Annotated in this window: 14 protein-coding genes; 6 read left to right on the forward strand and 8 right to left on the reverse strand. The window is 40.3% G+C overall.

Annotation, left to right across the window (positions count from 1 at the left end):
- Positions 1 to 42: 42 nt before the first annotated feature.
- The 7 genes from QUB80_RS32375 to QUB80_RS32405 form a co-directional block, all read right to left on the reverse strand.
- On the reverse strand, positions 43 to 1,113 hold the full coding sequence (locus tag QUB80_RS32375; RefSeq protein WP_289793556.1) for a fatty acid desaturase family protein: 1,071 nt from the start codon (positions 1,111 to 1,113) through the stop codon (positions 43 to 45).
- 423 nt (positions 1,114 to 1,536) lie between these two features.
- Complete coding sequence (locus tag QUB80_RS32380) at positions 1,537 to 2,685, reverse strand: beta-ketoacyl-ACP synthase III (protein WP_336622368.1); 1,149 nt, start codon at positions 2,683 to 2,685, stop codon at positions 1,537 to 1,539.
- A gap of 76 nt (positions 2,686 to 2,761) precedes the next feature.
- The gene (locus QUB80_RS32385) at positions 2,762 to 3,679 is read right to left on the reverse strand and encodes a hypothetical protein (RefSeq protein ID WP_289793558.1); all 918 of its coding nucleotides are present in this window, start codon (positions 3,677 to 3,679) and stop codon (positions 2,762 to 2,764) included.
- Positions 3,680 to 3,721: 42 nt separating this feature from the next.
- The gene (locus QUB80_RS32390) at positions 3,722 to 5,380 is read right to left on the reverse strand and encodes a PfaD family polyunsaturated fatty acid/polyketide biosynthesis protein (RefSeq protein WP_289793559.1); all 1,659 of its coding nucleotides are present in this window, start codon (positions 5,378 to 5,380) and stop codon (positions 3,722 to 3,724) included.
- A gap of 169 nt (positions 5,381 to 5,549) precedes the next feature.
- Complete coding sequence (locus QUB80_RS32395; protein ID WP_289793560.1) at positions 5,550 to 8,753, reverse strand: PfaB family protein; 3,204 nt, start codon at positions 8,751 to 8,753, stop codon at positions 5,550 to 5,552.
- A gap of 129 nt (positions 8,754 to 8,882) precedes the next feature.
- Entirely contained in the window at positions 8,883 to 16,316 is a 7,434-nt protein-coding gene (locus QUB80_RS32400) for a type I polyketide synthase (RefSeq protein WP_289793561.1), read from the reverse strand.
- 577 nt (positions 16,317 to 16,893) lie between these two features.
- Positions 16,894 to 17,157 (reverse strand): hypothetical protein, encoded by a 264-nt coding sequence (locus QUB80_RS32405; protein WP_289793562.1) that lies wholly within the window; start codon positions 17,155 to 17,157, stop codon positions 16,894 to 16,896.
- A gap of 991 nt (positions 17,158 to 18,148) precedes the next feature.
- Between QUB80_RS32405 and QUB80_RS32410 the strand changes: the two genes are divergently transcribed.
- The 4 genes from QUB80_RS32410 (at position 18,149) to QUB80_RS32425 (ending at position 22,274) form a co-directional block, all read left to right on the forward strand.
- Positions 18,149 to 18,463 (forward strand): hypothetical protein, encoded by a 315-nt coding sequence (locus QUB80_RS32410; RefSeq protein WP_276751483.1) that lies wholly within the window; start codon positions 18,149 to 18,151, stop codon positions 18,461 to 18,463.
- Between the two features lie 251 nt (positions 18,464 to 18,714).
- Positions 18,715 to 19,977 carry an ABC exporter membrane fusion protein gene (locus tag QUB80_RS32415; RefSeq protein WP_289793563.1) on the forward strand — a complete coding sequence of 421 codons (1,263 nt, stop codon included), beginning with the start codon at positions 18,715 to 18,717 and terminating at the stop codon, positions 19,975 to 19,977.
- Between the two features lie 400 nt (positions 19,978 to 20,377).
- Entirely contained in the window at positions 20,378 to 21,550 is a 1,173-nt protein-coding gene (devC, locus tag QUB80_RS32420) for an ABC transporter permease DevC (RefSeq protein WP_289793564.1), read from the forward strand.
- Positions 21,551 to 21,575: 25 nt separating this feature from the next.
- A complete protein-coding gene (locus tag QUB80_RS32425; protein ID WP_289793565.1) occupies positions 21,576 to 22,274 on the forward strand; it encodes a DevA family ABC transporter ATP-binding protein in 699 nt (232 codons plus the stop codon).
- Here QUB80_RS32425 and QUB80_RS32430 read toward each other — a convergent pair.
- On the reverse strand, positions 22,267 to 23,385 hold the full coding sequence (locus QUB80_RS32430; RefSeq protein ID WP_289793566.1) for an AEC family transporter: 1,119 nt from the start codon (positions 23,383 to 23,385) through the stop codon (positions 22,267 to 22,269). The two genes, QUB80_RS32425 and QUB80_RS32430, sit on opposite strands and share 8 nt — an antisense overlap.
- 655 nt (positions 23,386 to 24,040) lie before the next feature.
- Between QUB80_RS32430 and QUB80_RS32435 the strand changes: the two genes are divergently transcribed.
- Both QUB80_RS32435 and QUB80_RS32440 read left to right on the forward strand, forming a co-directional pair.
- A complete protein-coding gene (locus QUB80_RS32435) occupies positions 24,041 to 24,967 on the forward strand; it encodes a beta-keto acid cleavage family enzyme (protein WP_289793567.1) in 927 nt (308 codons plus the stop codon).
- Between the two features lie 15 nt (positions 24,968 to 24,982).
- Positions 24,983 to 26,020: a nitrilase-related carbon-nitrogen hydrolase gene (locus QUB80_RS32440; RefSeq protein ID WP_289793568.1), complete on the forward strand. Its 1,038-nt coding sequence runs from the start codon at positions 24,983 to 24,985 to the stop codon at positions 26,018 to 26,020.
- Positions 26,021 to 26,104 lie beyond the last annotated feature (84 nt).

The raw sequence follows: 26,104 nt of genomic DNA on the forward strand, positions 1-26,104 counted from the left end.
CCTTGTAAAAAAATGAATCTATGGATAATTCAAAATCTACCTTCAACTAGGAAACTCCTGTGCCAAGGCTGGTTTGACATAATCAGGGTGCCGCACTGCTTTAAAATCACAGCGTGCGTGAGAACGTTGCATTGGCGCAACGAGGGCGAACAAAGTCGCGCCATAGAAGAAGCCAAAGGGTACAATACTAGCATCATCATTAATTAAATCTGACTTCAAACGCTTATGACACGCTGGTAAAGCACTCCAGTGTATGTGAGGATAACAATGATGCTCGATATGATATCCAATGTTGAACATTGTCAGATTAAACATGGGGGAGAGGAAAGTGTTTGAATGTCTGTAGGGATGCTCAGTCGATGCTTCCACACACCCGATATGTTGGACATACATTCCCATACCCATGGTGAGAACATTAGCCAGGTAGTGAGGCAAAACCCAAAGACCAAGGGACATCACAGGATCTATCAACAAAGGGATAGACCAGAGAGTGAGAAAAATAGCAAACTCTTTAATGGCTTTTTGTCCAACGTGCGCCCCTCCGCGACCAGAACGGAAGTCTTGCCACAGATGGATAGTGTAGCGCCACGGCCAGTGCAAGAGGCAATACCAATAAATATTTTCAAAAGAGTTATCAGGACGGCGTTTGGGTACAGTCCAGTCTGTTGCTCCTAAGGTATCCGCATGGTGGACAGTCACGTGGGCATATTCCCAGAAAAAGGACGGCCAGCCTCCAGAGAATGTCCACAGCCGACCGAACCAAATATTTAACCAGGGTACGCGGAATATTTTGCGGTGGACATGGTTGTGGAAGTTAACCCCTATATCAATACCTGAGATCCAGCCTAACATCACGGCTGACGCCAACACGAAAGCAATACGCGACCACAGCCCTTGGATATGGGCAACTTCCGGATGGAGGTAGAGCCAAAAGGCTAACCCATAAGCGAACAGAGTTACTAGATGGAAAATAATACAGTTAATATCTTCGGGATTAGATAGGATACTTTTGCCGGAGTTTGACCGCTTTTTATCTGTTTCTAACATTATCAAAATACCTTTGTTCCCTGCAATATTCCGACGCCACAAAGTGCTACGATCAGGCTCACCCATGGCCCCCAAAATATAGTCCCTATCAGAACTATTACCACAAGCAAAGGAAATAGAGAACGGCCTAAAATCCAACCAATAGATATTAATAAACTCTGATTATGGTTGAATAAAACTTTGTCGCTTTCGTCACTACTTTCGATAGAAAAACTATTAGGATTTGGATTTTTATCACTCATCTTGAGTATATATTATTTTTTCAATAAACGAGTATTTGAAATATTAATAATCTTGCACAATCGCTATATTCATTCACTTATAAAGTCTATAGCAATCCTATTTGATTTACGAACACTTGACGCTAGGTTCCTTGTAAGAGATAGATTTCAACAGGAATGCATTTGCATCTCAGTTAGAATTGCTATATCTTTATCTTTTTTCATATATTACCTAAATAAAAAATTTTAGGCAATAACAAACACACAATTAAATAGCTGTGAGGTGCATATAAGCATATGAAAATCTAGCACTCTCAGGGACAAAGCAAAATATTTTATCACCTCTTTTTACCCTGCCTGATGACATAATTTCTTCTAACATGACAAAGATAGAAGCAGAGCCTGTATTCCCTTTGTATGTTAAGTTAGTAAACCACTTTTCCAAGGGAATTCTAAATCCAACATTCTCTAAGGTTTCATAGAGCTGCGGCATAAAATATTCTGAAGAATAGTGAGGCAAAAACCAAGTGATTGCATCTGATTTCAGATTGTATTTTTCCCAAACAGACAAAAACCCTTTTTTACCATAAGGAATAATATTTGCAGTTAAAAGTTTGACATCCTGTTTAAGGGCAATATAATTTTCTTTCCAGACTTCATCTGGATTTTCGACATCCCGCAAGCCTTGTAAAGAACCATCAGATCTCTTCACCGCTCCTGCATACATACAAGTCTCTACCTCATTAGCAAAAGAGATGATATCAACCCAGTCTATTCTCAGTGAAATCCGATCTTGACAAGGAGTATCCGCAATCAATACAGCAGCAGCAGCATCAGAAAGCATCCACCTTAAAAAGTCCTTCTCAAAAGAGATACAAGGTTTTGTCTGTAGCTCCTGAATTTTAGCTTCTATTTCTGGCTGAAAGAACTTTGCCTGGAATTGATTTGATACAAGTTCTGAAGCTGTGGTGATAGCATTTTTGATCACACCAGCAGATACACTCATATACCCATACTTAAATGCTGTTACCCCTGAGCAGCAGACTCCATTTGTGGCTACAGCCTCACAAGGAGGACATCCAAGTTCCCCATGCACCATCAAAGTATGGTTAGGAACAATTTGATCCGGAGAAGATGTTCCACAAACTAAACATTTTATTTGCTCTAAGGGAAAATTAGAGTTTTTAGAAAGAATACGTACAGCTTCGGCTGTTAATTGTGCATTAGTATGAGTTTGCTTCCCAGTCTTGGGATCAATGGCATAATATCTCGATTTAATACCATTATTGTCCAGAATTCGTTTTTTGGAGCGAGAGAGTTTTCCATTCACTAAGCCAAGAACATTTTCTATCTCCTCATTACTAACAGGTGCATTTGGTAGAAAAACTCCTAAACCTGTAATATATGCTGAAGCCATAATTGCCTCCAAATAAATTTACAAGACTCAGATGAATACCACTAATCCCTTGCAAGCAATGAGTTTTTGCTGACTCTTAGCTTGCATCAGATGGGGATTTTAAAAGTTCAATATAAGACGCAATTTTTTGATGAATTAAAGGAGCAAACAAAAATTGAATAACACTAGAAATGAGCACAACAATTGGAATCGCCAATACTAGTTGCATTGCAAAGATGCAAATAATTGGTATTCTGCTCCAACTTCCCTGTTTACCAAACAAACGAGACAACTTGGCCCAGGGACGATATGCTAAGTGGCCAATTACTTCCACAATCACATAGCGTTGATTGACTTCCACAGCCCCAAGTCCTTTCAGCATTGGCTGAGGAGAACTATCATTTAACGATTCAAGATGATTGGCTATGCGCTTGCCAAATCTTGAGAGTGCATAGATATCTTCATTTTTGACTCCTGCTGCAGGCAATACTCCCAAAAATCTATTTTTTTTCCCTGTCAACAGTAATCGAGGAGTGGTAATAAAGGTAAGTAAAGCTGGCCCTTGATGAGTTAAAACTACATTGTCAATATGAATTCCTCCAACAGAAGCAATCATTTTCTTCATCATTTCTGAGGCAGAGTGCCACATATTGCGACACACTACTAAAGTGATGACTTTCGTGTTCTTAAGGACTTTTGCATACTGGGATTTGAAAAATCCCTGAATTGGTAAAGATGGTGCCAAAAACCAAACCTGATAGGCTATGATAACGAGGTCAAATTTTTCATCTTCACTAAATTTTGGTGGATAAATTTCCGGATGCTCCTGGTTTACACATTCTGGGAAAACATCAAAAAACTTATACAAGTTCCAAGGATAAGGATAATCAGCTTTTGGTTTAATACATTCCCAGGTCAGATCAACAGATGGTGCATTCAGATATCTAGTAAAAGATTCGGCGGCACGAACCACATCCCCCGATTGTGAGTAATAAACTACAAGTACACGTTTCATGACTGTAGATGGGAAAGGTTGTTACATAGATGACAAAATGTATCAGTCCAATTTCGGTTGATACTGAATGTAGTTAGCTGGCATTTGCAATCCTTGGATTTTTAAACTTTGCATCCGGTATAAAAATGCTGCTCCTCTCATAATTTGGTTGGCAACGTCAACTACTTTTCGATTATTTGGCTCTGCTAAGTAAGATCCCCTCACCCAATTATTGAAACTACCCATTGCCGGGCCACACCAAATTTGATAATCGGTTTCTCGTCCTTTTTCTCCAGAATTAGACCAGCGAGATGATAATCCCAGATACCAACGGAAAATTAGAGCCATCTTCAGTTTAGGGTTGTTGGCAGCTTTAGCTAATTTATCTGGATTTCTTTGAGATAAATAGGCGGCGGTATCCTCCCAAATTGTTTCCAAGCTCTTTTTAAAAATTTGTTTTTCTAATTTCTCCCTTTCTGCTGGCGGAATGTCTTCAATGGAGTCATAAGTTTTGTATAAATCAGACAGTTTTTGCGCTCGCAGAGGGAAGAAAGTTCCTCTTTTAAGGACTTGAAGTTTGACGCCCATCTCAAACATATCTGCTGCCGGAGCCATCATCACGTCTGCCATTTCAGCTTGAGCCAGTAGTTGTTTGGTATGTTCAGATGTTCCGGCTTCAACACAAGACTGGTTAATAGAGCCAGTGACAATATAAGCAGCACCCATCATAAAGGCGGCTAATGCTGATTGAGGAGTTGCAATTCCTCCTGCTACCCCAACTCGGACAGGTTTTTCATAAGCATATTTTCTTTGAATTTCATCTCTGAGTTCTAGGATGGAAGGAAACAGACAAACTAGAGGACGATTATCTGTATGACCACCAGAGTCTGCTTCTACTGTGATATCATCCGCCATTGGAACTTGTTCAGCTAGTTTTGCTTGTAATTCACTGATTAGGCCTTGTTCAACTAACTGCTTGAGAATTTTTGTAGGAGCAGGCTGAAGAAATTTGGTTGCAACTTCTCTTCTAGAAATTTTGGCAATAATTTTATTTTTGATTTCAATTTTATTAGTTGCATTTAAACTCAGACCAGCACATCGATAGTAGACTATGTTGTCAGTTAAATCTAGGAAGGCAGAAGCTTCTACTGTTCTGATGCCATATTTGAGATACAAATTAACAACACCGCGTTCAATAGTTGGTTCACTGGGGCTGTGGAGTAAATTAAAAATGTAAGGCCCTTCTGGTAAGGCTTGTTGAATGCGGTTAATGGCTGCTTCGATACGAGAAGGAGACAAGCCCCCGGCACCAAATGAGCTCAAGATTTTCTCTTTCCCAAGAGCAATGACTAGTTCTTCAGAAGCTATTCCTTGAGCCATCGCGCCAGTAGCATAGGCATATTTCACGTTATAAAAATCTAAAAAAGTTGGATCACCTAACTGTTGAATTGCCAAGGGCGGAACAGCTATAAGCATCTCCACTTTTCCCGTTTGTCCATTATTGGAATTGTATAAGTAACCTTCGTTGGTTACACCAATTTCTCCTTCTAATCTAATAATATAACAAGGTTTATCTAAATTCAGTAGTTTAGTTTTTATGCCTTCTTTGTCAAAAGAGACAGAATCTAAAGAACCTTGCCAAACTTGATTATGATGAGAAAAAATGTCTGAAAATTTGAGATCGTTTAAATTCTGACGCAATATAGTGTCTACAAGTCTCACGTTGTTAACCCTCTAATTTATAAGAGTAGGAAGTCAAAATTAGTTGCTTTATGTTCTTGCAAAAATAGAAAGAAAACAGCAATTTGGAGGTAGCAGCCTCGAAACCCTCGTTACCAGGTTTAACCTGGTAACAATAACTAAAGCCAGAGGCTCTAGTGCAAGATATCAATTATTGTGTTTGATTCTCTGAATCGAAGGAGTTGTTTTCAACAATATGCTGTAAACAATTTAATTGAACCTGAATTATTGCACTAAGTTGATTCAGTGATTCTTGTCTAGCCTGCAAAAAATCAGTATGGGTTTTGGTAAAGTGGGAGGAATTTTCACTCAACTTTTGATATAGAGTATCGCGTAAATTTAGCATTGGAGTTTCATGAGTGACGTTGTCATTTTTTGTATTGTCAGTAGAAAGAATTTGATTTTCTTCTTGTTGTGTACTAATTTCCGGTTTTTGTGATTTGTTTACAAATTCATACTCTCTGAGAGTACTTTGGTGAGAGTAAGGATTAACATACTCAAATTTCTTCAAATCTAGTGATCCATCCTGTTGTTTTCCAGTACCATTAATCAGAAAATTGGAAGCTTGATATGGAAAAATTTTCTGGTCTTTGTTATGCAATTGTGTAAAGTTCAACTCGCTATCACACAAAGTTATAGTTTTAATTTTTGACTGGTTTTTGTTTGAAGTTTCTTGAACTTGAGAATATAGTAATGACAAGTCCATCTTTACTTGATGACTGACAAGCCTTGCCAATGCTCGAATAATAGAAGTATGCTCGTCTAACCCTCTTTTATTGAGAGAAATTGCGACGTGTTCTTTTTGCTTGAGAGTTCCGCTAATCCATCTCAAACAGTTAGCGCCAGCTCCTACTTCGATAAATATTCTGGCACCATCTTCCCAGACACGGTTAATTAACCGAGGGAAATCAAGCTGTTGAACAAGAACTTTAGCAATACTGTGACCAATAGAATTACTATCGAGGGTAATTGGTTGGTAATTTGCTGCGGAATAAAAAACAGTATTTGGTATATTTTGAATAGGTAAGGTATTTATTTTAACGAGTTCATCGTACTCAGAACGTATAGCCTCGCAATGAATGACATGATTGAAAGGAGCACCAAAAGCATCGCAATTTAGCCTTTGAATGACTCTTTGGCAGGCTTGGGTATCACCAGCGATCGCGACTTCTTGTGGAGTATTAATGAGAATTAAGTAAACGTGGTTTTCATGCTTGAGAGCTTCCTGAACGAGGGATACTGGACACATAAGAATATGTGTACTCCAAAACTCAGAGCTTTCTCCATCCTGAATTTGGGGTAATTTCCAAAACCTGCGAACAGCATTTTTAGCTCCGGATAACTCTGTTTTAAATAGAGCAGATGAGTTCAAGCCCTCACTGCCTTCATGAAAGTGAGTCCACACACCCTGAGCAAGCATCATGCTAGTTTCGCCCAGGCTATACCCAAAGGCGCAATCAGGTTGTAGTTGGAAGTAATTTCTTAGAATTGCACTCAACAATCCAGCAACACCCATTTCAGATTCGAGCATTGCGACTGGATCGTCTATCAATCTCTGTTCTAGGGCTTCTAATTGCCTTTTTGATAATTTGTTCAGGCTGCGCGGATAAAGAATTTTCTCTATATTGGCGACACGACTGTAAACGCTTTTGATAATTGGATCGTCGTAAATTTTGGGAAATAGGCGAAACAGATTGCGAGCAATACCGATATAAGAACTGTAAGCACCAGGATAAACGAAAGCGACAGTCCCTTTTTTACCCAGTGGTTTTGGCGTGAAATAGCTACCTACAGGAGTTTGCCAGTCTTTACCTGTGGCAAAAGCATCGGCAACACCCGCAAGAGCACGCTGAATTTCTCGTATCAATTCTTCTTGATTGCGCCCAATAATTACCATTGTGTAACTGGCATTTTGACGCTGTTGAAAGGCTGCAAAGGTAAGGCTTGCGGCAGCTGATAGGGAAGATGTTGTGATTTTTGGTTCTAAAGCGCGGATCTGCTCTAATAAGGTTGGACAATCATCAGCAGCGATCGCAAACAAATACAAAGGTGTTTGCTCTAAATACCTACTAATACGTTCTTTTTGAGTTATTTCCTCTGACAAAATTAAATGTACGTAGCTGCCATCCATCTCCATACTGTTAATGGCAGCGATTCTTTTAGTAGCTCCTGGTTCTAAAAACCACGGTTTTGATTCAACAGCTACATAAAAAGGGCTATTCTGCCAAAGTTCTGGTAGTTTGGGAGCAGTCCACTGAGGTACACCGGGAATGTAACGGTGATACAAGCAGAGCGCAGTTTTAATTAAACTGACTATGCCTGAGACAGCGTAAGTATGACCAATATTGGCTTTAACACTGCCAATAGCACAAGTCAGATTGGGTTCGTAAGTTCGATAAGCTTGGAGCAAACCCTTAATTTCTGACTCATCTTGATGGGGAACCCCACTACCGAAAACTTCTAGATAGCCAATGTCTGTGGGCATGATACCCGTAGAATGAAAAGTTTGATGGCAAACTTGCGTTACTGCTGCCTCCTCAGAGAGTGTGTTGGTGGTGGAATTCTGTTTCAAGACACTGAGGGCTTCCATTACTGCATAAATGCGATCGCCATCTTGTTGTGCTGTTTCATGGAGCTTCAACACCACCGCAGCTGCACCTTCACCTACCATCCAGCCATTAGTATTGCGATCATAGCTGAGAGTATTGATGCCTTGGTTGACTTTTGCTATCTGATTTCGTGCTAAAACACTAGCACTATTTCCGGCAAGTTCGACAGCACCGACAACAACAGCATCTACTTCTTTGATAGAAAGTAGCTTTTGTGCAACTTCTAAAGCTGTGAATACAGAATTTTGTTCGGCAGTAAGTGTAAATGAAGGGCCAGCAAAATTCCATAAATTAGAAATACTGCATAAATTGGCAATACTGTCTTTCGCTTGCTGATTAAACAGACAAAGAGAAACTTCTGCTGCCACAACAATCACAACTCCTACCCTGCTGCCTTGATTGAGTTTTGCATCTTTCAGGGCGCGATCGGCTACCTTAAGTATCAACAATTCTTGAGGATTTAATTTATCCGCTTTCTCAGGTGCTAATTGAAAATCTGATAAATCAATATCAAAATCTTTTATGTATGCACCTACAGGTGCTGTGCCGCTTTCAAAGCCATAGTTTTTGAGCAAATGCTCTTGCTTTTGCGCTCCTTGCCATCGTTGAGGAGGAACATCTATAAAGTGTTGGGTTGCTTCATAAATACTGCGTTCAAAAGTATCTAATTCTTTGCAGCCTCCCAAAAAGCAATCCATACCAACAATCGCAATTTTGGGATTATTACTTTGCTCACCTATGCCCATTACTTAATCTCCTCGTACCAACGCATACTTTGAGAAACTTGTACCTACCCAAAAGAAGGGGAAGAATGGAAGAGTGGGAGAGGGAAACTGTAGGAAGAATCATTCTCCCTGTCCCCTGTCCCCTATTTCCTATCCTCTTTTCGTAGGCAAAATAGTTCCCTTTGCTCCAATCATGCGAGTATATATTTTCCCTTGAATGTCATGTGCAATCACATCAGCAATCACAGATGATTCAGTTTTTGATTTGACTTCGCAAGAAACGTAAAACTTTTCACCAAATGGAATAGGTGCGAACTGTTCAAAAGTTTTTATTTCTGAAGGTAAACAACCTTTTTGATGAAAATACTGCGTCCAAATCCACAGTGAATGAATTTGAACATCTGCAATATAGGGATTAAACGTGATTACTGGAAATTGCCCTTGTTGTCTATTTCCAAGATTTGGCAAAGTACATTCTATAGTAACCTTTTCAGGACTGGCATTTAAGATAGTTTTTACACCTTGAAAATAAGGGCCGTGAAACAAGCTCATTGCTCCATTTTGATAAAGCGAGTTACTAGAACCAAAGATTATTTCTTCTTGTTGCAAGTTAAGGGCATCATAATTAGGGGTAACAGGAATTTGATGTTTAAGCTTGACATGGCTGCTAAAGTGATAACGTATTTTTCCTTCTCGGTTTTGACTCCAGATTTTAGCATCAAGCTCTATCTCATCTGCATCGTTTTTAGCAATCTCTTGTAAATCTATGGTGTATTCACTGGCAAGACTTTCATCAAAAATAATTCCCTTCAAAACCTTATAGTTTAGACAACTAAATGATTTGTAACCGGGATAAAGTTGTTCGCAGGTGCTCGTAATCCATGATAAGGCACAAGTGGCAGGTAAAACTGGGCGACCAGCAATCACATGATCTTGTAAAAATGGGTTGGCTGCTAATTTTAATCGTCGCTGGATACGAAATTTTTTCAACTCAGGGTTGAGAGATTTTGGTGTGTAGGTGAGGGGACTACCAATTACCACTTGCACAGTTGGTTGGTTGGTTTGTGTTAGTTCGTTAACTAACATTTGAGTTCCAACTTTTATAGGAATAGTCTCAATACCCCGTTCGGTAAAAGCTTTCTTTAATTCTGGAGTTACCATGCCACTTTCCCAGGGTCCCCAATTGATCGCAACTACGTGACAATTGGGATAATTACGTTTCACAAGATGAGCTGACTTGTTAAGAATTTCGTTGGCGATCGCATAATCTGACTGGCCAATATTCCCATAAAAACCCACTACAGAGGAAAACAGGACTAAATAATTCAGTTGATCGGGCGACACACAACGCAGCAGATTTTCCAATCCTTTAACTTTGGCAGCGTAAACGGTTTCAAAATCCCGTTCTGATTTGTTTTCAATGCGTTTATCTGCTAAATTGCCAGCTCCGTGAATAATTCCTGTTACTGTACCTAAACGTTCTACTACGGCATTAAGTTGTTCTTGGAGCAGTGTTGCATCAGTTATATCCACGCTCAAATATTCTGCTTGTCCACCTGCCTGCTCAATTGCTCGTAGTGTTGTGTCAATTTCTCGCCGAGAGGAAATAGCCTTATACTTTTTCTGCACCATTGCAGGTGTAGGCTTGTCCCCTTTGGCTAGAAAATCATCCATAATCCGCTTTTTCAGTTCCCCCTCATTTAAGCAGCCTTCAGCCCATACAGGTTCGGGATCTACAGGAGAACGTCCGAGCAAAATAAATTTGCATTGATAACATTGTGCCAATTGAATAACGCATTGAGCTGTTATCCCTTTTGCACCACCACTGACGAGAAAGACTTGGGATCGGGGAGAAGACGCGGAGATGGAAAGACGCGGTGACGCGGAGAGAGAAGAGTTCTCCGTGTCTCCCCCTCCCCGTGTCCCCGTGTCCTCTTCACACACCAGTGTTGTTCGTCCTTGCGAACTATATCCAACTTCAGTAATTAACCGATTGGGATCGTAGAGTTCGGCGAGGATATAGCTTACTGATGTTTGAGTATCTAAATCGGGGCTGAGATCTAGCGCTCGGCAAAATACGGGTTCCCATTCTTGATTTAAGGTTTTGGTTAATCCAAACAGCCCACTACCGATGGCACCAAAGTTGGTTTTCTGTCCTAGTCCGAACTCACCATCAAGACGAGCAACAGTCAAAAAGCAACTACGTCCTACAGATGCGGCTTGATTGAGTGGTTCTTTAAGATGTTTGGCAATCAGAAAGACTTGGCGAAGTAGGGCTTTCTCGGTTTCCAGATAACGGATGTCATTGCTAGTATCGTCATGACTTGCAGGATTGAGGTGAATGAACGCGGCAATTGAACCATACTCAGAGGCGATCGCTTCTAACTGATTTTTCAAATTCTCCTCACTCAATGAAGCCAAGACAACACGATTTACTCCTTCTGGTAAAGGCAACTGTTGTGCAATTAAGGTTTGGGGAAAACTTAAGACAACCACTTTCCAACCGCGTTCATAAAGAGCAAGAGCAAGTTCTGAGGTAGTGAGGGAGCCATCATCAGTAAGCAAGGCAATATGCTTTTCTGGCAAGGTAAAATCTAAAACGTCGGGTTCTGGAAGAAATTTGAGTTTGACTGGACTGCGGAGAATCTTACAATCTAGCTCAGGTAGCTGGCTGCAAGGCTCGACTGGAAGTGTTTTTTTTTCCAGCACGTTAGCCTGTTGTTTCATGTAGTCAACTATTTGACCAAGAGTACGTAATTCTCCCAGTTCTTCTGGATTAGGCCTGGGTAAATCTGGGTATAGCTCCAACAGCGCTCCCAGTATTTCAACTCGTTTGATCGAATCAATTCCCAAATCTGCCTCCATATCCATCGACAGTTCTAGCATCTCTACTGGATAGCCTGTCTTTTCGCTCACAACGTTGAGCAGAATTTGGCTGAGATCGCTAAAATCAACCGATGGGACTGGGGAAACCGATTCTGCTGGAGTAATGGCAATAGCAGAAACTAGGGAAGTTGGTTCTTCTGGAGTAGCAATAGTGGCAGGAATTGAGGAGGAAGAAGACACTGAGAATTGTGAATCAGATTCTCTCCCAAAGTCTTGTTGTCTCCTTGTCTCCTTGTCCTCATTTCTCTTTGCGTCTTCTACTTCTTGCGCTATGTTGGTGGGTGCAGACTCAATTTGAGCAATTGCTGGTACAAGAGTCCGCATATACTCTACGATTTGACCAAGAGTACGTAGTTGTCCCAGTTCTTCTGGATTCGGCTTGGGCAAATCTGGGTATAATTCCAACAGCGCTCCCAAAATTTCAACTCGTTTGATCGAATCAATTCCTAAATCAGCCTCGATATCCATCGACAGTTCCAACATCTCGACTGGATAACCTGTCTTCTCACTTACAACATTTAGTAGAGTCTGACTCAGGGTAGCTTCATCAATTGTGATTGGTGATGAGAGCGTATCTATAGACGTGTCAGAAGTTTTGATTGCAACTGGTTTTGTACCATTATTAGTATCAGAATGAACACCATTAGTTGAAACAACTTCAGGGCTAACTCCCAAGTTTGTGCCATTACTCCCATGATGATAAACGCCATTACTTAGGTCAGAATGGACACCATTAGTTGAAACAACTTCAAAGCTAGTTACTAACTCATTAACAGGTACAGCAACAATAGAATTATCTTGCTGCTCACTAATAGTAGATTCCTCTGATGGTAAAACCGCAGGACGTTTATCTGTTCTCCGCTGGGAGTCTAAAACCCCATCTTCTATAAGTTGCAAGTCTGGGTTAGGGTAACAGTTCTTTCCCCAAACCTCCTGTTCCATTTTATTGCCCTTATTCGCAATCAACAGATCATACTGTTGCTGGAGCAATTGGAAAAAGTTTTTGGTGTGTTCTGTTTGATGATTCAGATACTGCTCATGAACGCGCAGAGTTTCGCCTTGGTGCTCGTGAAAACGCATAATACTGCGTTCAGCATATGAGAGTGCTATTTGCTTATTTTCTGCCTGGGGAAGAGCAGATTGACTATTTTTGAGCAAGGAATTCTGCTGCTGCATCAGTTGGAAGAAGGTTTTAGTATATTCCGTCTGATGCTGCAAAGATTGTTCGTGAACACGCAGAACATCACGTTGATGGCGATTAAATTCTATCAGAGTGTACTCTAAGCTGTCTAAAATTAGTTGATAATTTTGAGGAAGTTGTGGATTTGATTGCTGTTGTGGTTGAGAAGTTGCTTGAGGAGATTTCATCATCTCAGAGGATTTTTCTGGTTTATTACCGTTTGCAACTAGTATGGACTTGCTATTTTCTGTGTTTACATATGGGGGAGTGTTGTTAACAGTAAGACTAGAAGGGGTATTAGCACCAGGAGAATTATCTTTTGGATGCGTAAAACTAACTTGATACCCATTTTGGTGAATTTTCTCGCCAGAAGATTCTGCTGGTTTATAACCGTTTGTAACTAGTGCAGGCTGGTGGTGTTCTGAATTCACATATGAGGGGATGGGCGTCTTGTTTGTGTTTAAGACAGGCAGAGTAGAGAAATCATCTTTTGCATATGCAATACTGACTTGATGTCCATTTTGCAGAGCTTTTGCAAAAGCTTGCTTGGTTTTTTCTGACAGATAGTTACTACCATTTAACCAAACATTCAATAGCTTATTTTTGGCAACTTCTGGGGTTTTGTACTCGATTTGATAGGGATCGAGATTTTTTAAAGGCAATCCAGCGACACGCAACTGCACAACAGCTTCTCGAAGACAGCGATCGCTATCCTTTTGCTGACTGCTATTTAAAGCCACAGCCAAATGGGGTTTTTCTGCAAGAATATCTTTCACCAAGTTGGTGAGAATACTTTTAGGCCCAAATTCGATGAAGCAATAACCACCTTCAGCGTAAATATTTTCAATTTCTTGCTTGAAAAGTACCTGATTAATCAGATGTTGTTTGAGGATTTTTTGAATGGCTTGGGGTTCACTTGGGTAGCGCTCTCCTGTCACATTAGTGTAGACAGAGATTTGTGGCTGGTTAAAATTCACTTTCTCAATTGCATGAGCAAAGGGTTTTTGGGCATGAGCTACCAATGGTGTATGAAAAGCTGCCGAAACTGGTAGTAAAACGGTAGAGAAAGCACTTTTCTCTAAAATATCTCGAATTTTGGCGATTTCAGCCTTTGCTCCTGCTAAGACAACTTGACGAGGAGAGTTCAAATTAGCAATGGTGACTAAAGGAAAATTCTTGACTACCTCTTCAACTTGAGTGACATCTCCTTTGACTGCCAGCATCGCCCCGGCATCGAACTCAGGATCGTTTGGTGCAGCCATAGCTTGTCCTCTGGCTTTTACCAAGAAAAAGTAATCTTCTTCACTGAGAACACCAGCAGCCCATAGAGCTGTCAGTTCTCCAAAGCTGTGTCCAACAACAAAATCTGGCTTGAACCCTGCCTGTTGTAATATCTTGTAAAGCCCAACACTAAAAGCTCCGATTGCTGGCTGGGCATATTCTGTTTGCTGTAGTGCTTCAACCTGTGCCTGTCTTTGAGGCGGATTAAATACAGGAGGAGGAAAAACTATTTCTGAAAGGGGCTGTAAACCATCTTTACAGAAAAGACTATCTATGCAACTATAGCTCTGTCGTAAGTAAGGAAAGTTAATTGCAAGTTCTCGACCCATTTCCAAGTATTGAGAGCCTTGCCCAGAAAACAGAGCTACTATTTTCCCCTCAGTTACAATACCCGTTTTGCGGTAAAAAATCCCTTGGGGATGTTCCCACGAGGAGGCTTGGGAGTTATCTTGGAGCAATTTAATGGTGATTTGCAGTAACTTGCAAGCATCTGCTAAAGAATCGGCAACAAATCCAACTCTGGCATCTGTGACAGGAATTTCTAATGATTGACACGCTGCAATCAGTAGTTCATAATCCTGTTCTTGATCTTCGGATTGCAATTTACTTAGAATTTCTTCACAACGCGATAATAACTGCTCTGGTGTAGGTGCAAATATAAATACTGACTGGGGAGTTTTATGTAAACGATAAGGGCGATCGTGTTCACCGGAATATTCTTCCAAGACGATGTGATAATTCGTGCCGCCAAATCCAAAAGAACTGACTCCAGCACGTCTTGGTGTTTCTGCTTCGAGACGAATCCAAGGTCTAGTTTCCGTATTCAAATACAACGGTGAGTTTTCAAGATCTAGTTTTGGGTGTGGTTTGGTAACGTTGATAGTTGGTGGCAATACTTTATGGTGCAAAGCTAATGCCGTTTTAATTAGGCTTGCTGCTCCTGCGGCAGCTTTTGTATGCCCGATCTGGGATTTGACACTACCGAGTGCAATATGCTGTTTTTTTGAATTGTTGGCGCCAAAAACCTCTTTGAGAGATGCAACTTCGGCGGGATCTCCAACCATCGTGCCTGTGCCGTGCGCTTCGATTAAACCGACACTTACAGGCGAAAATCCTGCATCTTCATAAGCACGATGTAAAGCTCTGACTTGTCCTTCTGGGCGAGGTGCATAAATGCTTTTATAGCGTCCATCGCTAGAGGTACCAATACCTTTAATAACTGCATAGATGCGATCGTTATCTCTGACGGCATCTTCAAGACGCTTTAGCACTAGCATCCCAATACCTTCAGCCAGCATCATCCCATCTGATTGAGCATCAAAAGGTTTTGGATTCTGGCTTGGGGTGACAGCTGGTGTTTTGCTAAAACACATATAAGCGACTATCGAGTTGTCGGTGTCAACTCCGCCTGTCAGCATCATGTCGGCTCGATATTCAACTAGTTCGCTGATTGACATGGCGAGCGCTCCTAATGAACTGGCGCAGGCGGCATCCACCACACAGTTCGTTCCTCCAAAATCTAAGCGATTGGCAATACGTCCAGCAACTATATTCGCGAGCATACCAGGAAAAGCATTTTCTTCCCACCGCACATATGCACTTTTGATTTTCTCGATAATTTTTTGTGTATCCTCATCAGATAAACCACTACTTTTGAGGGCTTTTTCCCAGATCGGATACTCTAGCCTAGTAGCCAATGGCATTGCTAGCTGTCTTGCTAGTGCCACACCCAAAATCACTCCAGTGCGCTCTCGATTAAACTGGCTTTTTTCACCGTAGCCCGCATCTTCCATTGCTGCTTTTGCAACAACCAAACTTAACAACTGCGAAATATCTGTAACTTCCAGAACATTAGGGGGAAGCCCAAATTCCATCGGGTTAAATTCGATTTCGGGGATGAATCCGCCGCGTTTGCAGTAGGTTTTATCAGGTGCTTTGGGATCAGGATCATAGTATTCATCAATGCTCCAGCGTGATGGAGGAACATCGGTGATACAGTCAACTTTGCGAATAATTTTTTCCCAATATTCTTGTAAATTTTTAGATTCCGGGAAAATAGAAGCCATTCCAACAATGGCAACTGGAGTGTGTTGCAATCGTCTATTAATTTTGTTGGTTTCTGTCGCTTGTGCGGACATGGTTTGTTTCACCTTTATAAGCTTGTGCAAGCCTTTTTCACAATTGCTTATTTCCTCTTGCAACTGTGCCAAGGTAGCTTCAATCCAAGAAGCAGTCATGACTCAATATGATTGTGTTTGTGAGATGTCGGGAGTTATCTAATTTTTCTCCCTTGATGCAAACAAAGTTGAAACTGTAGTTAGTGAAGAAATACTTGTTTTTACAGAACAATTGAGATTTTCTTCAAGGCAGCTAAATTAGTTGTTAGTCAGCTTTAGCTGGGTTAGCTTCATCTAGAAAAATAATTCTACTCTTTCTATACTCTTTGGATTAGAGTAATCCCATTCATTGCTTTCGCTGCTTATTTTATGACTGGTTAATTTCCTATTACAACTCATATGCAACTCTGACGCAACGTTGATTAAGCAGGCTTAGAAAGTAAGTTCAATTCAAATTTATATTTTTACACCCGTGATGACTAGAGGATATCTATAAACAGAAACTTAATAATACTCAAGTGTTGATAGGATAAACACTTGAAAAATTGTAGATATTGAAAGCAGTAATATGCAAAAATCAAGCTTATTAATGCTTTGCTCTTTTTTATAGATACTCTCTTACTTACTATTTACGCTTGATGCAAAAGTGAAACTTTATATCATTAGCTCAATAGCTCAATCAGGGTTTGATTCTGAATTAGGTATCATCTTCTCTAGTCCTCGATTTAGTCTGAAGATTAGCAGCATCTAATAGCTGCTTTTCAAATTCACTAACACTAATTCCTAGTTCGGAGGCTGTTTTGGCTTTCCATTCTTCAAGTTCAGAATCATGTTGATTGAGCCATTCATGTACGGCAAGGCGTGCCATCTCAGCTTTACGTACTGTTTGGCGGGCTGCATGAAAAATTAGCCGTTGGTTATCAAAATTTGGCAATGAGAGCATGAATCGCTGTAGCTTCATTATTCTGTAGTATGCAAAATTATCTATAGTGTGTAAGCGTGTAAACGTCTGTACTTATATCACTTATTTTCATCATACCTAAAGTATATTTTCCAAAGTTGCATACAAATTGCACCTCTTCTCTTTGTAAACTCGTCCTAACTTTAGTTTTATCTGTGTTTTAGACTTAATTGGGGATTTTTAAGAAGAGCTTTTCAATTAGGAGTGTAACTTAATTTAAATTTCTGGGCAGACATTCTAGATATAGTCTGAAATATCGTTTTCTTGATTTGTTCTGATCAAGGCATAATATTTGAGATTATTATTCTTTTGTATAATTTTAAAATTAAACAACTAGTAAAGCGATTAATTTTTACATCTGTCAAAAAGTAGATATTTGTAATTTTTGCTCAATATATAAGGTCTTACAAGAGTCTTATAAGGCTCTTATAATACCCTTATAAAACTTGGGTATAAGAAGTAGCAGTTATCAATTGAGTGTAATACAGTTTGCTTATAGATATGCATCTATGTGGTATTTTTAGATTGTGTCTGTCTTCTATGCCAATAAGAATTTATATTGTTGCTGTGGTTATTTATCTAATGAACATGATTACTAAAATATCTGCTATAAGATAGATGATTAAACTACATTTTTAATTAAAAAGTAAAAACGTTGTGACTTCAATAACAAACTTTTTTTAAAAAGATTACCGGAATAATTAAATTTCAAATTCAATTTCTATTTGTATTTAAAATGTTGCATATCAGTTGCAATTGAGTATCAGTCAGACTATGGTATATGGTTAGATAAAAATGAATAAAAAAGTGAATAGAAATGGCACTTCATAGTCCTTAATTAGCAAAGTAGAGGTCAGAAGAATGTAAACATAATTTTAGTTAATGTAGTTCATCAAAATTTCTTATAGCTTCATCAAGATTTATAATTACACCTTGTCGCATTCCGCTTTCACCCGATTAAAATTCCATGAAACTAAACGGAGTTGCTGGCATGAGACTATCTGATTTAGATCCACTCATACCGCTATCTAATTTAAGAGAAGAGCTCCTCAAATTACCAAAAGGCTACTGCTTTTATGAGCAAGAACTAATAGAATTTTTATCACGACGACGGTGGCCTGAAAACAATCGCCGTATTGACAGAACGACTTTTTGGAGGTGGAGAAACGACAACGGGATTGAGCATCAAAAAGTCTTTAGTCGATTAGATCTCTTAAAACTTTGCCAAATCTGTGACCATTATCGAATAGATGGAACTCGTAGCGAATACTTAGACATTGTCAAACGGAAAAAAGAGGTATCCTAAACTAGTAAATAAGCATATCTTTGAAGGCAGAAATTATTAAATGGCTCCCCTCTGGTACAGAGTGATGGATATTTTTCTATAGTCCATCCTCTGATACTTCCAAAAAATAAAGGTGGAAATTATTCAGTCAATTCTATCCAGTTTACTTTTTATATCTATGTGACTGTAGAGCGGAGCTATTACTATTTGTTTCTCTCTAATTGTAGAAATAATTAGGTAGAACTGTATCAATCACTGGGAAAATATTAATTATGGTGCGTAAAGAAAGGCAACCAATGACGATTCCTGCAAATCGGTTGCCTATAATTATGGTGATCGCTACGGCTGTAGGTATCAGTACAGTTTCTCTCTACGGCCTTTTCAGATTTTTACCTAAGTCTGTAGATCAAACTTCAACTAACCCAGTTACTTCTCCTGCCATCACTGCTGTTGCTGCTCTTGGACGTTTGGAACCTCAAGGAGAAGTGATTAGTTTATCTGCTCCTAATTCTCAAGGTGGTGTTCGAGTTGCACGACTTCTAGTCAATAAAGGAAACAAGGTGCGTAAAGGACAACCAATTGCGCTACTTGATACTTTCTATGTTCGTCTTGCTGCCTTAGAGCAAGCTAAAAAACAAGTCCAAGTTGCCCAAGCTAGTCTGAATCAGGTAAAGGCGGGGGCAAAAGCAGGAGATATATATGCACAAAAGGCAACTATTGCCCGCTTAGAAGCTCAGTTAGCTGGAGAAATATCTGCCCAAAGCGCAACTATTGCTCGGCTAGAGGCAGAATTACGTAATGCCCAAAGTGAGAATCGGCGCTATCAAATGTTGTACCAAGAAGGAGCGATTTCAGCTTCCGATGCAGATACTAGGCGTTTGAGGATGGAAACTATCCAAGAACAGCTCAATGAAGCAAAAGCTGTGAAAAATCGAACCACAGAAACTCTACAAAAGCAGTTGACTGAGGCAAGAGCCAGACTAGCAAGTATTGCTGAGGTTCGCCCTACAGATGTGCAAGCAGCGCAAGCCGACGTTGAGAGTGCAAAAGCAGCAGTTGCCCAAGCTCAGGCAGATTTCGATTTAAGTGTGGTGCGATCGCCTATCGATGGTCAAATCTTAAGAGTTTATACTTGGCCTGGAGAAGTGATCGGCAATCAAGGTATTGCTCAAATTGGTCGTACAAATCAAATGTATGTAGTTGCGGAAGTCTACGAAGCCGACATTAAAAAAGTGCATCTAGGTCAACTGGCAAGTATTACTAGCGATGCTTTTTCTGGGGAGATACAAGGAACAGTAGCAGATATCGGCTTACAAGTGACTCAACAAAATATATTCAGTAACAATCCAGGAGCAAACACAGATAACAAAGTAGTTGAAGTCAAAATTCGTATTAATAATTCAGAAGACAATGAGCGAGTTGCAGCCCTTACCAACTTACAAGTAGAAGTACTCATTCATCTTGGGCAGTCTCAGCAACATAACAGAAGGCAGCAGGCAGTAGGCAGCAGGCAGCAGGCAGAAGCCAGAAGCTAGAAGGTAGTCCCTATGAACTTCGTACATCACTTTCCTATACACGCCAGGTGCTTTATGCCGGGAGACCCTTTTACTTTCGCTTATCCACTACTCTGCGAGAAGCCGGACTACGTCCGTCTACGTGTCTACGCCAGTTGCTACAAGTCGGCACTAGACGCGTTCGCCGTCAGGCGTTGCGTTAGCTAGCGGCTTCCCGGAGGGTAGCCGCAAGGGCGCGCTGGCTCACCACCGCACTGGCTCCCCTACACCCTTTCACCCCCATACACATTTTCAAGGCAGAAGAGAAATCGCTATCTTCCTTCTCCCAACTCTGTTCCCTTGCCTAACAAGATAATTTATTTTGCACTACTACTTAATACCCAGAGATTGAGAATGCAATCTCAGTTTTGAGGTTTAAAAAATGACTATCAAGATACCTGTAGCTTGGCTACAATTAGCTCGCCAAAGAATTCGCTTTCTAGTAGCTTTGGCTGGTATTGCTTTTGTGACTGTTTTGATGTTCATGCAAATTGGCTTTCAAGATGCTCTTTATGCAAGTGCTACACAAGTGCAAAAAAACTTAGAAGGAGACTTATTTTTAATAAGTTCTCAATATAAATCTTTAACTTCCAATCAAAGTTTTTCACGCATTCGTTTGTACCAAGCATTAGGCTTTGAAGATGTAGAATCAGTCAATTCTTTATACGTTCAATTTGCTAAACTGAAAAACCCAATTAATGGTCGTAAGTTTCCAATTTATGTACTTGGCTTTGATCCAGCAAAATCTGTTTTCAAATTACCAGAAGTTAACGAAAATATAAATCTACTTAAACGTCCTAATGTAGTTTTGTTTGACAGTGGTTCGCGACCAGAATTTGGCCCGCTCGCGGAAAATTTTGCACAACAAGAACCTGTCAGTGTTGAAATATTTGGATACAATTCGACAATTGGTTATAGAGTTAAAGTTGCTGGTTTATTTAGACTTGGGCCTTCCTTTGGGGTTGATGGTAATTTAATGATTAGTTACTCAACTCTAATGAGGTTATTTCAAGACCGTTCTCCCGGTTATATAGATATAGGTATACTTACCCTCAAACCTGGTGCTAATCCCCATAAAGTTTTGGCAATGCTATCAGCACACTTACCAAAAGATGTAAAAGTTTTGACGCGTGAAGGCTTTATTGATTTTGAAAGAAACTATTGGAGTGTAAGAACACCGATTGGATTTATCTTTAATTTGATGGTAATTATGGGTTTTGTGGTTGGAGTAGTCGTTGTTTATCAAATACTTTATAGTAATATCTCCAGTCACTTAGCTGAATATGCAACATTAAAAGCAATGGGATTTAAAAATAAATACTTACTAGGTATTGTTTTTCAACAATCTTTGATTTTGGCAATCTTAGGTTATATTCCTGGTATAGTTATATCTACAATTCTCTATAATGTCGCAAAAAATGCTACTAAGTTACCAGTTTTGATGAGTTATGATAAGGCAATAATTGTATTAATTTCTACCTTGATAATGTGTTTAACTTCTGCGTTTTTATCCACTAATAAATTACGGGTAGTAGATCCAGCTGAAATTTTCTAAATTTAATCAAATTAATTACAAATCCATGTTTCAACAAGAAGTTGTTGTTTCTGTGAGAAATATCAATCACTACTTTGGTCAATATTCGTTACGAAATCAGATTTTATTTGATATTAATTTAGTCATAAAATCTGGAGAAATTGTGATTTTATCGGGGCCATCGGGTTCCGGAAAAACAACTTTATTAACATTGATTGGCGGGTTACGTTCTGTTCAAGAAGGAAGCCTAAAATTTTTGAATTGGGAATTACATGGAGCAAGTAATGAAAAACTAGTGCAAGTACGTCGCAATATTGGCTACGTTTTCCAGGCTCATAACTTGCTGGATTTTTTAACAGCTCGACAAAATGTACAAATGTCACTTGAACTTCACCAACATATTTCCTATCGAGAAGCTTGTCTGAAATCAGAAGCAATGCTCAATGCCGTTAAGTTAGGACATCGAATTAATTACTACCCTACAGAGCTATCGGGAGGGCAAAAGCAACGGGTAGCGATCGCCCGCGCTTTGGTGAGCCAGCCCAAATTAGTTTTAGCTGATGAGCCTACTGCTGCCTTAGATAGTAAATCAGGTCGAGATGTTGTAGAAATTATGCAGCAACTTGCTAAAGAGCAGAAATGTGCTATTTTGTTGGTGACTCATGACAACCGAGTTTTAGATGTAGCAGATCGAATAATTCACATCGAAGATGGTCGGCTAATTAAAGAAGAGTATTTTAACTGAACAGTAAAATCCACACAGGAAGCATTAAGAGTAACAAGAGTGTAGAGAGAATAATACTGCTAGCAATTAAATCGCGATCCAGATTATACTCCTCTGCCAAAATTAAACCAGCAAAAGCCGAAGGCATTCCTGACATCAAAACCATCGCCAAACGCCGATCGCCTGATAATCCGAGTAAAAAGGTGGTAGCAATGCCAACTAGTAAAGGGATTATACAAGCTTTGATGATAGCAGGTGCGACGCCAAGTTTAATGCTTTTCCATCCTTGTAGTTGGGCTAAACGGATGCCAGTAAGCAGAAATGCTAAGGCGATGACAATGCTAACAGAGTTTTGTAGTCCTGATTCAATTACTTTTGGTAGTGGCACTCCACAGGTGAGACAGCCGAAAATAAAAGCCCAAAGAGAAGGTACGGTTAATACTTCACGCAGTTGCATCCACCAACGATTTGAGGCTTTTTGGGAATGACTGAAGTAGCTGGCAATTACTACTCCTAAACCATAGGGACCTGTAACATTATGGGTAATACTATAAAGTACAGCCCAGCTCATCGCATCAGAGTTAATTAAAAATGGGGCGATCGCTAAACCAACAAAACCAGTATTGCCCAACACTGCGGCAAGTATAAAACTACCATGGGTACGAGGATTATGAGCCTGGGAAGAGGATACGGGGACACAGGGAGGACACTTCCGTGCGGAGGTTCCCTCCGTTGAGGAAAGTGTCCGTCGACACAAAGACGCGGGGAATGAAGAGGATAGAGGGATACGGGGACGTGGAGACACGGGGAGTATTTTGGGTAGATTCTCAGCGTCTGGCTTTTGGAACGATAAATGTTTCCATACCGATAAAATTAAAAATGCTACACTCAGACCTAGTACTAATGTCACCAAAGTTACTATAGATGCTAGTAAAGGTAAGCCATTACCACTGCTAAATTCACCGATTTGACTTTGGCGGGCTAGTGTAAAAAGTTCTAGTGGTACACCAATCCAGTAAAGACCGCGACCTAATAAACGAGGGAGCCATTGAGGTAAAAACTTACATATAAATAGCCCCAGACTTGTCCACAAAATCAGGGGCATATAGGCATGAAACAGAGTTTCTGTCATGATTAGGAATTAGGAACTGGGAATTGGAAATTACAGATTGGGGAATGGGAACTGGATATTGGACAAGGGGCATAGAGTGTAGTAAAAATAAAATATTTAATACCCAACCCCCAAAGTCCAATACCCAATACACAATCCTGAGTGTAGTTATAAATAATACTTAAAATTGAGGCGAAACTGGGATACACTTTACCTTGGTTGATTTACACTTATTAACAATAAAAATTTTAAAGCTTTATTGGCAGTTTTGCGAATAAAATTGCCCTTGTTGGTTGCTGTAGGCTAGAAATTAGAAGAAATTATTTTGTTTACCAAGGATGTGACAGTTAGGCTGGTGGAATCGCTACTTATTTGCGTTTAGACAATCAAACGACAATAATAAATATTTGCAAAAGCATGAGTAGGTACAGAAGCGATCGCACTGATAATAAAACATGACTGATTGGCGATCAGTTCTATCGGCAAGAGTTATCAAATTTTTTCTCACAAAGTAGTCCCTATTAATTTTGTATATCACCTCTTTGCTCCTCTTTTAGTATGCAAGAAGCCACCAAGCTTCTGTGGTAAGGAGAGGGGTATTTGACAAGATAGGGTAAGGTGACTTTTAAGTCAGTACTGAAAGCGTATAAATAAAGCTTATTTTAGGAGGCAGACTATGAACGGTGAATTACCGCTTATCATTGAATGTCGCTGCAATGACATGGACTATCGCAAGGATAATCCCAATTTTCCATACACTCCACAGGAGATTATTCGGGAAGCAGTGCGTGCTTGGGAAGCGGGAGCCTCTATTTTTCATTGGCACGGGCGCGATCCAAATAGTGGCAAGTGGGTGAACGACGTAGAACTGTATCTTGAAGTGATTGAAGGAATTCGAGAAAAAACGGATTTGATTGTCGATCCTACCCTTGGCTACATTACCACACAAAATAGTGTTGAGGATCGCGTCCGACACATTTTAGCAGCAAAAGCCGATCCAGCACTGGGAGTAGACATGGTTCCCTTGGAGTTTGGCTCTTTTAACGTAGATTTTTGGAACCCGAAAGCAAAGCAGTTTGAGACATACGACCAAGTTTATACTAATTCCCGCGCTCACACTCAGGAAGTCTTGAAGATATTGAACGAACACAATATTTTTGTTAGTTGTGCTTGCTGGGATATAGGGCAAATTCGCACTGCACGCTGTTTTCAAGAAATGGGAGTCTTGTCACAGAATACGTTCTGGGAGTTTGTCTTCACTGGCGAAATTATGCCAACTGGCATTTTACCAACACTCCCCAACTTGCAGGCGGCGATAGATTCTATACCTGCTGGAGATCCTTGGTTAGTGATGTGTTGGAATGGAGATGTCATGCCTTTGGCATCCTGGGCTATTACACTAGGAGGACATATTGGCATCGGGCTTGGTGATTACCCTTATACTCGCTTTGGTAAACCGCACAACGGTGATTTAGTCGAAATGGTTGCGCAGATGGCGCATATGCTTGGCAGGGAGGTAGCAACTCCAGCACAGGCACGGGAAATTTTAAAGATGCCGCCACGTTCTGAAATTAGCACTCCCAAAGTGGAAGTAACAATATAAAAAGCTGCAATTAACATGGAAGAAAACACCATCGACTCATTCCGCGCCTTAGCACTCCAAGTTAAGTGTCATGCAGTTAATCAGGCACGCGATCGCCAAGAAGCCCTTTTTTTAATGCAAAATACTATCAACCGCTTGGCACAACAAATTTCTGCCAGTATTGCATTTATTGGCTTTGATTGTCGTTTAATTGTCCTCCCCGAATACTTTCTGACTGGCTTTCCGATGGGAGAGTCAATTGCTGCTTGGGCAGAAAAAGCCTGCTTGGAAATGACGGGGGCAGAGTATGATGCTCTCAGTACAATTGCCCAAAAACATAGGATTTTTATTGCTGGTAACGCTTATGAATTAGATCCTAATTTTCCAGGGTTGTACTTTCAGACTTGTTTTGCCATCAATCCATCAGGCACAGTAGTCTTGCGCTATCGGCGTTTAAATTCTATGTTTGCACCGACACCGCATGATGTTTGGGATAAATATCTTGACTGCTACGGATTGGATGGTGTTTTTCCTGTAGCTAAGACGGAAATTGGTAACTTGGCAGCTTTAGCATCAGAAGAAATTTTATATCCGGAAGTGGCTCGGTGTTTAGCAATGCGGGGTGCGGAGATTTTTTTACATTCCACATCAGAAGTTTATGGCAAAGAGCGTGCGCCTAAAGAAGCTGCCAAAATCTGTCGTGCCGTAGAAAACATGGCATATGTAGTCTCAGCTAACACTGCCGGCATTGCCAACGTCTCTATTCCAGAAGCTTCCACCGATGGTGGTTCTAAAATCATCGATCATCGCGGATTGGTTTTAGCACAAACAGGTGCAGGAGAAAGTATGGCAGCTTTCGCAGAAATTGACTTGGCTGCCTTACGACGCGATCGCCGTCGCCCAGGTTTGCATAATTTACTCTCTCGTCAGCGATTAGAACTATATGCACAAAGTTACAGTCAATCACACTTTTACCCTGCAAACACCATGTTGAAGCAACCAATAGATCGCAAACACTTTATCCAGACTCAGCAACAAACCATCGAGCGTTTAGCCAACTTGGGAATTATTTGAGATTGGCGATCAGGGATTGGGAAAAGGACAGGGCGACAAGGAGCAGGGGGAGATGGGAGAGATGGAGGAGATGAGGAAGATGGG

Source organism: Chlorogloeopsis sp. ULAP01, assembly GCF_030381805.1.
In the GTDB taxonomy this organism is placed as follows: domain Bacteria; phylum Cyanobacteriota; class Cyanobacteriia; order Cyanobacteriales; family Nostocaceae; genus Chlorogloeopsis.

Bases quoted from the DNA above. Each gene is read 5' to 3' on its own strand.
- QUB80_RS32375 (WP_289793556.1), bottom strand. From the start codon at position 1,113: ATGGGTGAGCCTGATCGTAGCACTTTGTGGCGTCGGAATATTGCAGGG.
- QUB80_RS32380 (WP_336622368.1), bottom strand. From the start codon at position 2,685: ATGGCTTCAGCATATATTACAGGTTTAGGAGTTTTTCTACCAAATGCA.
- QUB80_RS32385 (WP_289793558.1), bottom strand. From the start codon at position 3,679: ATGAAACGTGTACTTGTAGTTTATTACTCACAATCGGGGGATGTGGTT.
- QUB80_RS32395 (WP_289793560.1), bottom strand. From the start codon at position 8,753: ATGGGCATAGGTGAGCAAAGTAATAATCCCAAAATTGCGATTGTTGGT.
- QUB80_RS32400 (WP_289793561.1), bottom strand. From the start codon at position 16,316: ATGACTGCTTCTTGGATTGAAGCTACCTTGGCACAGTTGCAAGAGGAA.
- QUB80_RS32405 (WP_289793562.1), bottom strand. From the start codon at position 17,157: ATGAAGCTACAGCGATTCATGCTCTCATTGCCAAATTTTGATAACCAA.
- QUB80_RS32410 (WP_276751483.1), top strand. From the start codon at position 18,149: ATGAGACTATCTGATTTAGATCCACTCATACCGCTATCTAATTTAAGA.
- QUB80_RS32415 (WP_289793563.1), top strand. From the start codon at position 18,715: ATGGTGCGTAAAGAAAGGCAACCAATGACGATTCCTGCAAATCGGTTG.
- devC (WP_289793564.1), top strand. From the start codon at position 20,378: ATGACTATCAAGATACCTGTAGCTTGGCTACAATTAGCTCGCCAAAGA.
- QUB80_RS32425 (WP_289793565.1), top strand. From the start codon at position 21,576: ATGTTTCAACAAGAAGTTGTTGTTTCTGTGAGAAATATCAATCACTAC.
- QUB80_RS32430 (WP_289793566.1), bottom strand. From the start codon at position 23,385: ATGACAGAAACTCTGTTTCATGCCTATATGCCCCTGATTTTGTGGACA.
- QUB80_RS32435 (WP_289793567.1), top strand. From the start codon at position 24,041: ATGAACGGTGAATTACCGCTTATCATTGAATGTCGCTGCAATGACATG.
- QUB80_RS32440 (WP_289793568.1), top strand. From the start codon at position 24,983: ATGGAAGAAAACACCATCGACTCATTCCGCGCCTTAGCACTCCAAGTT.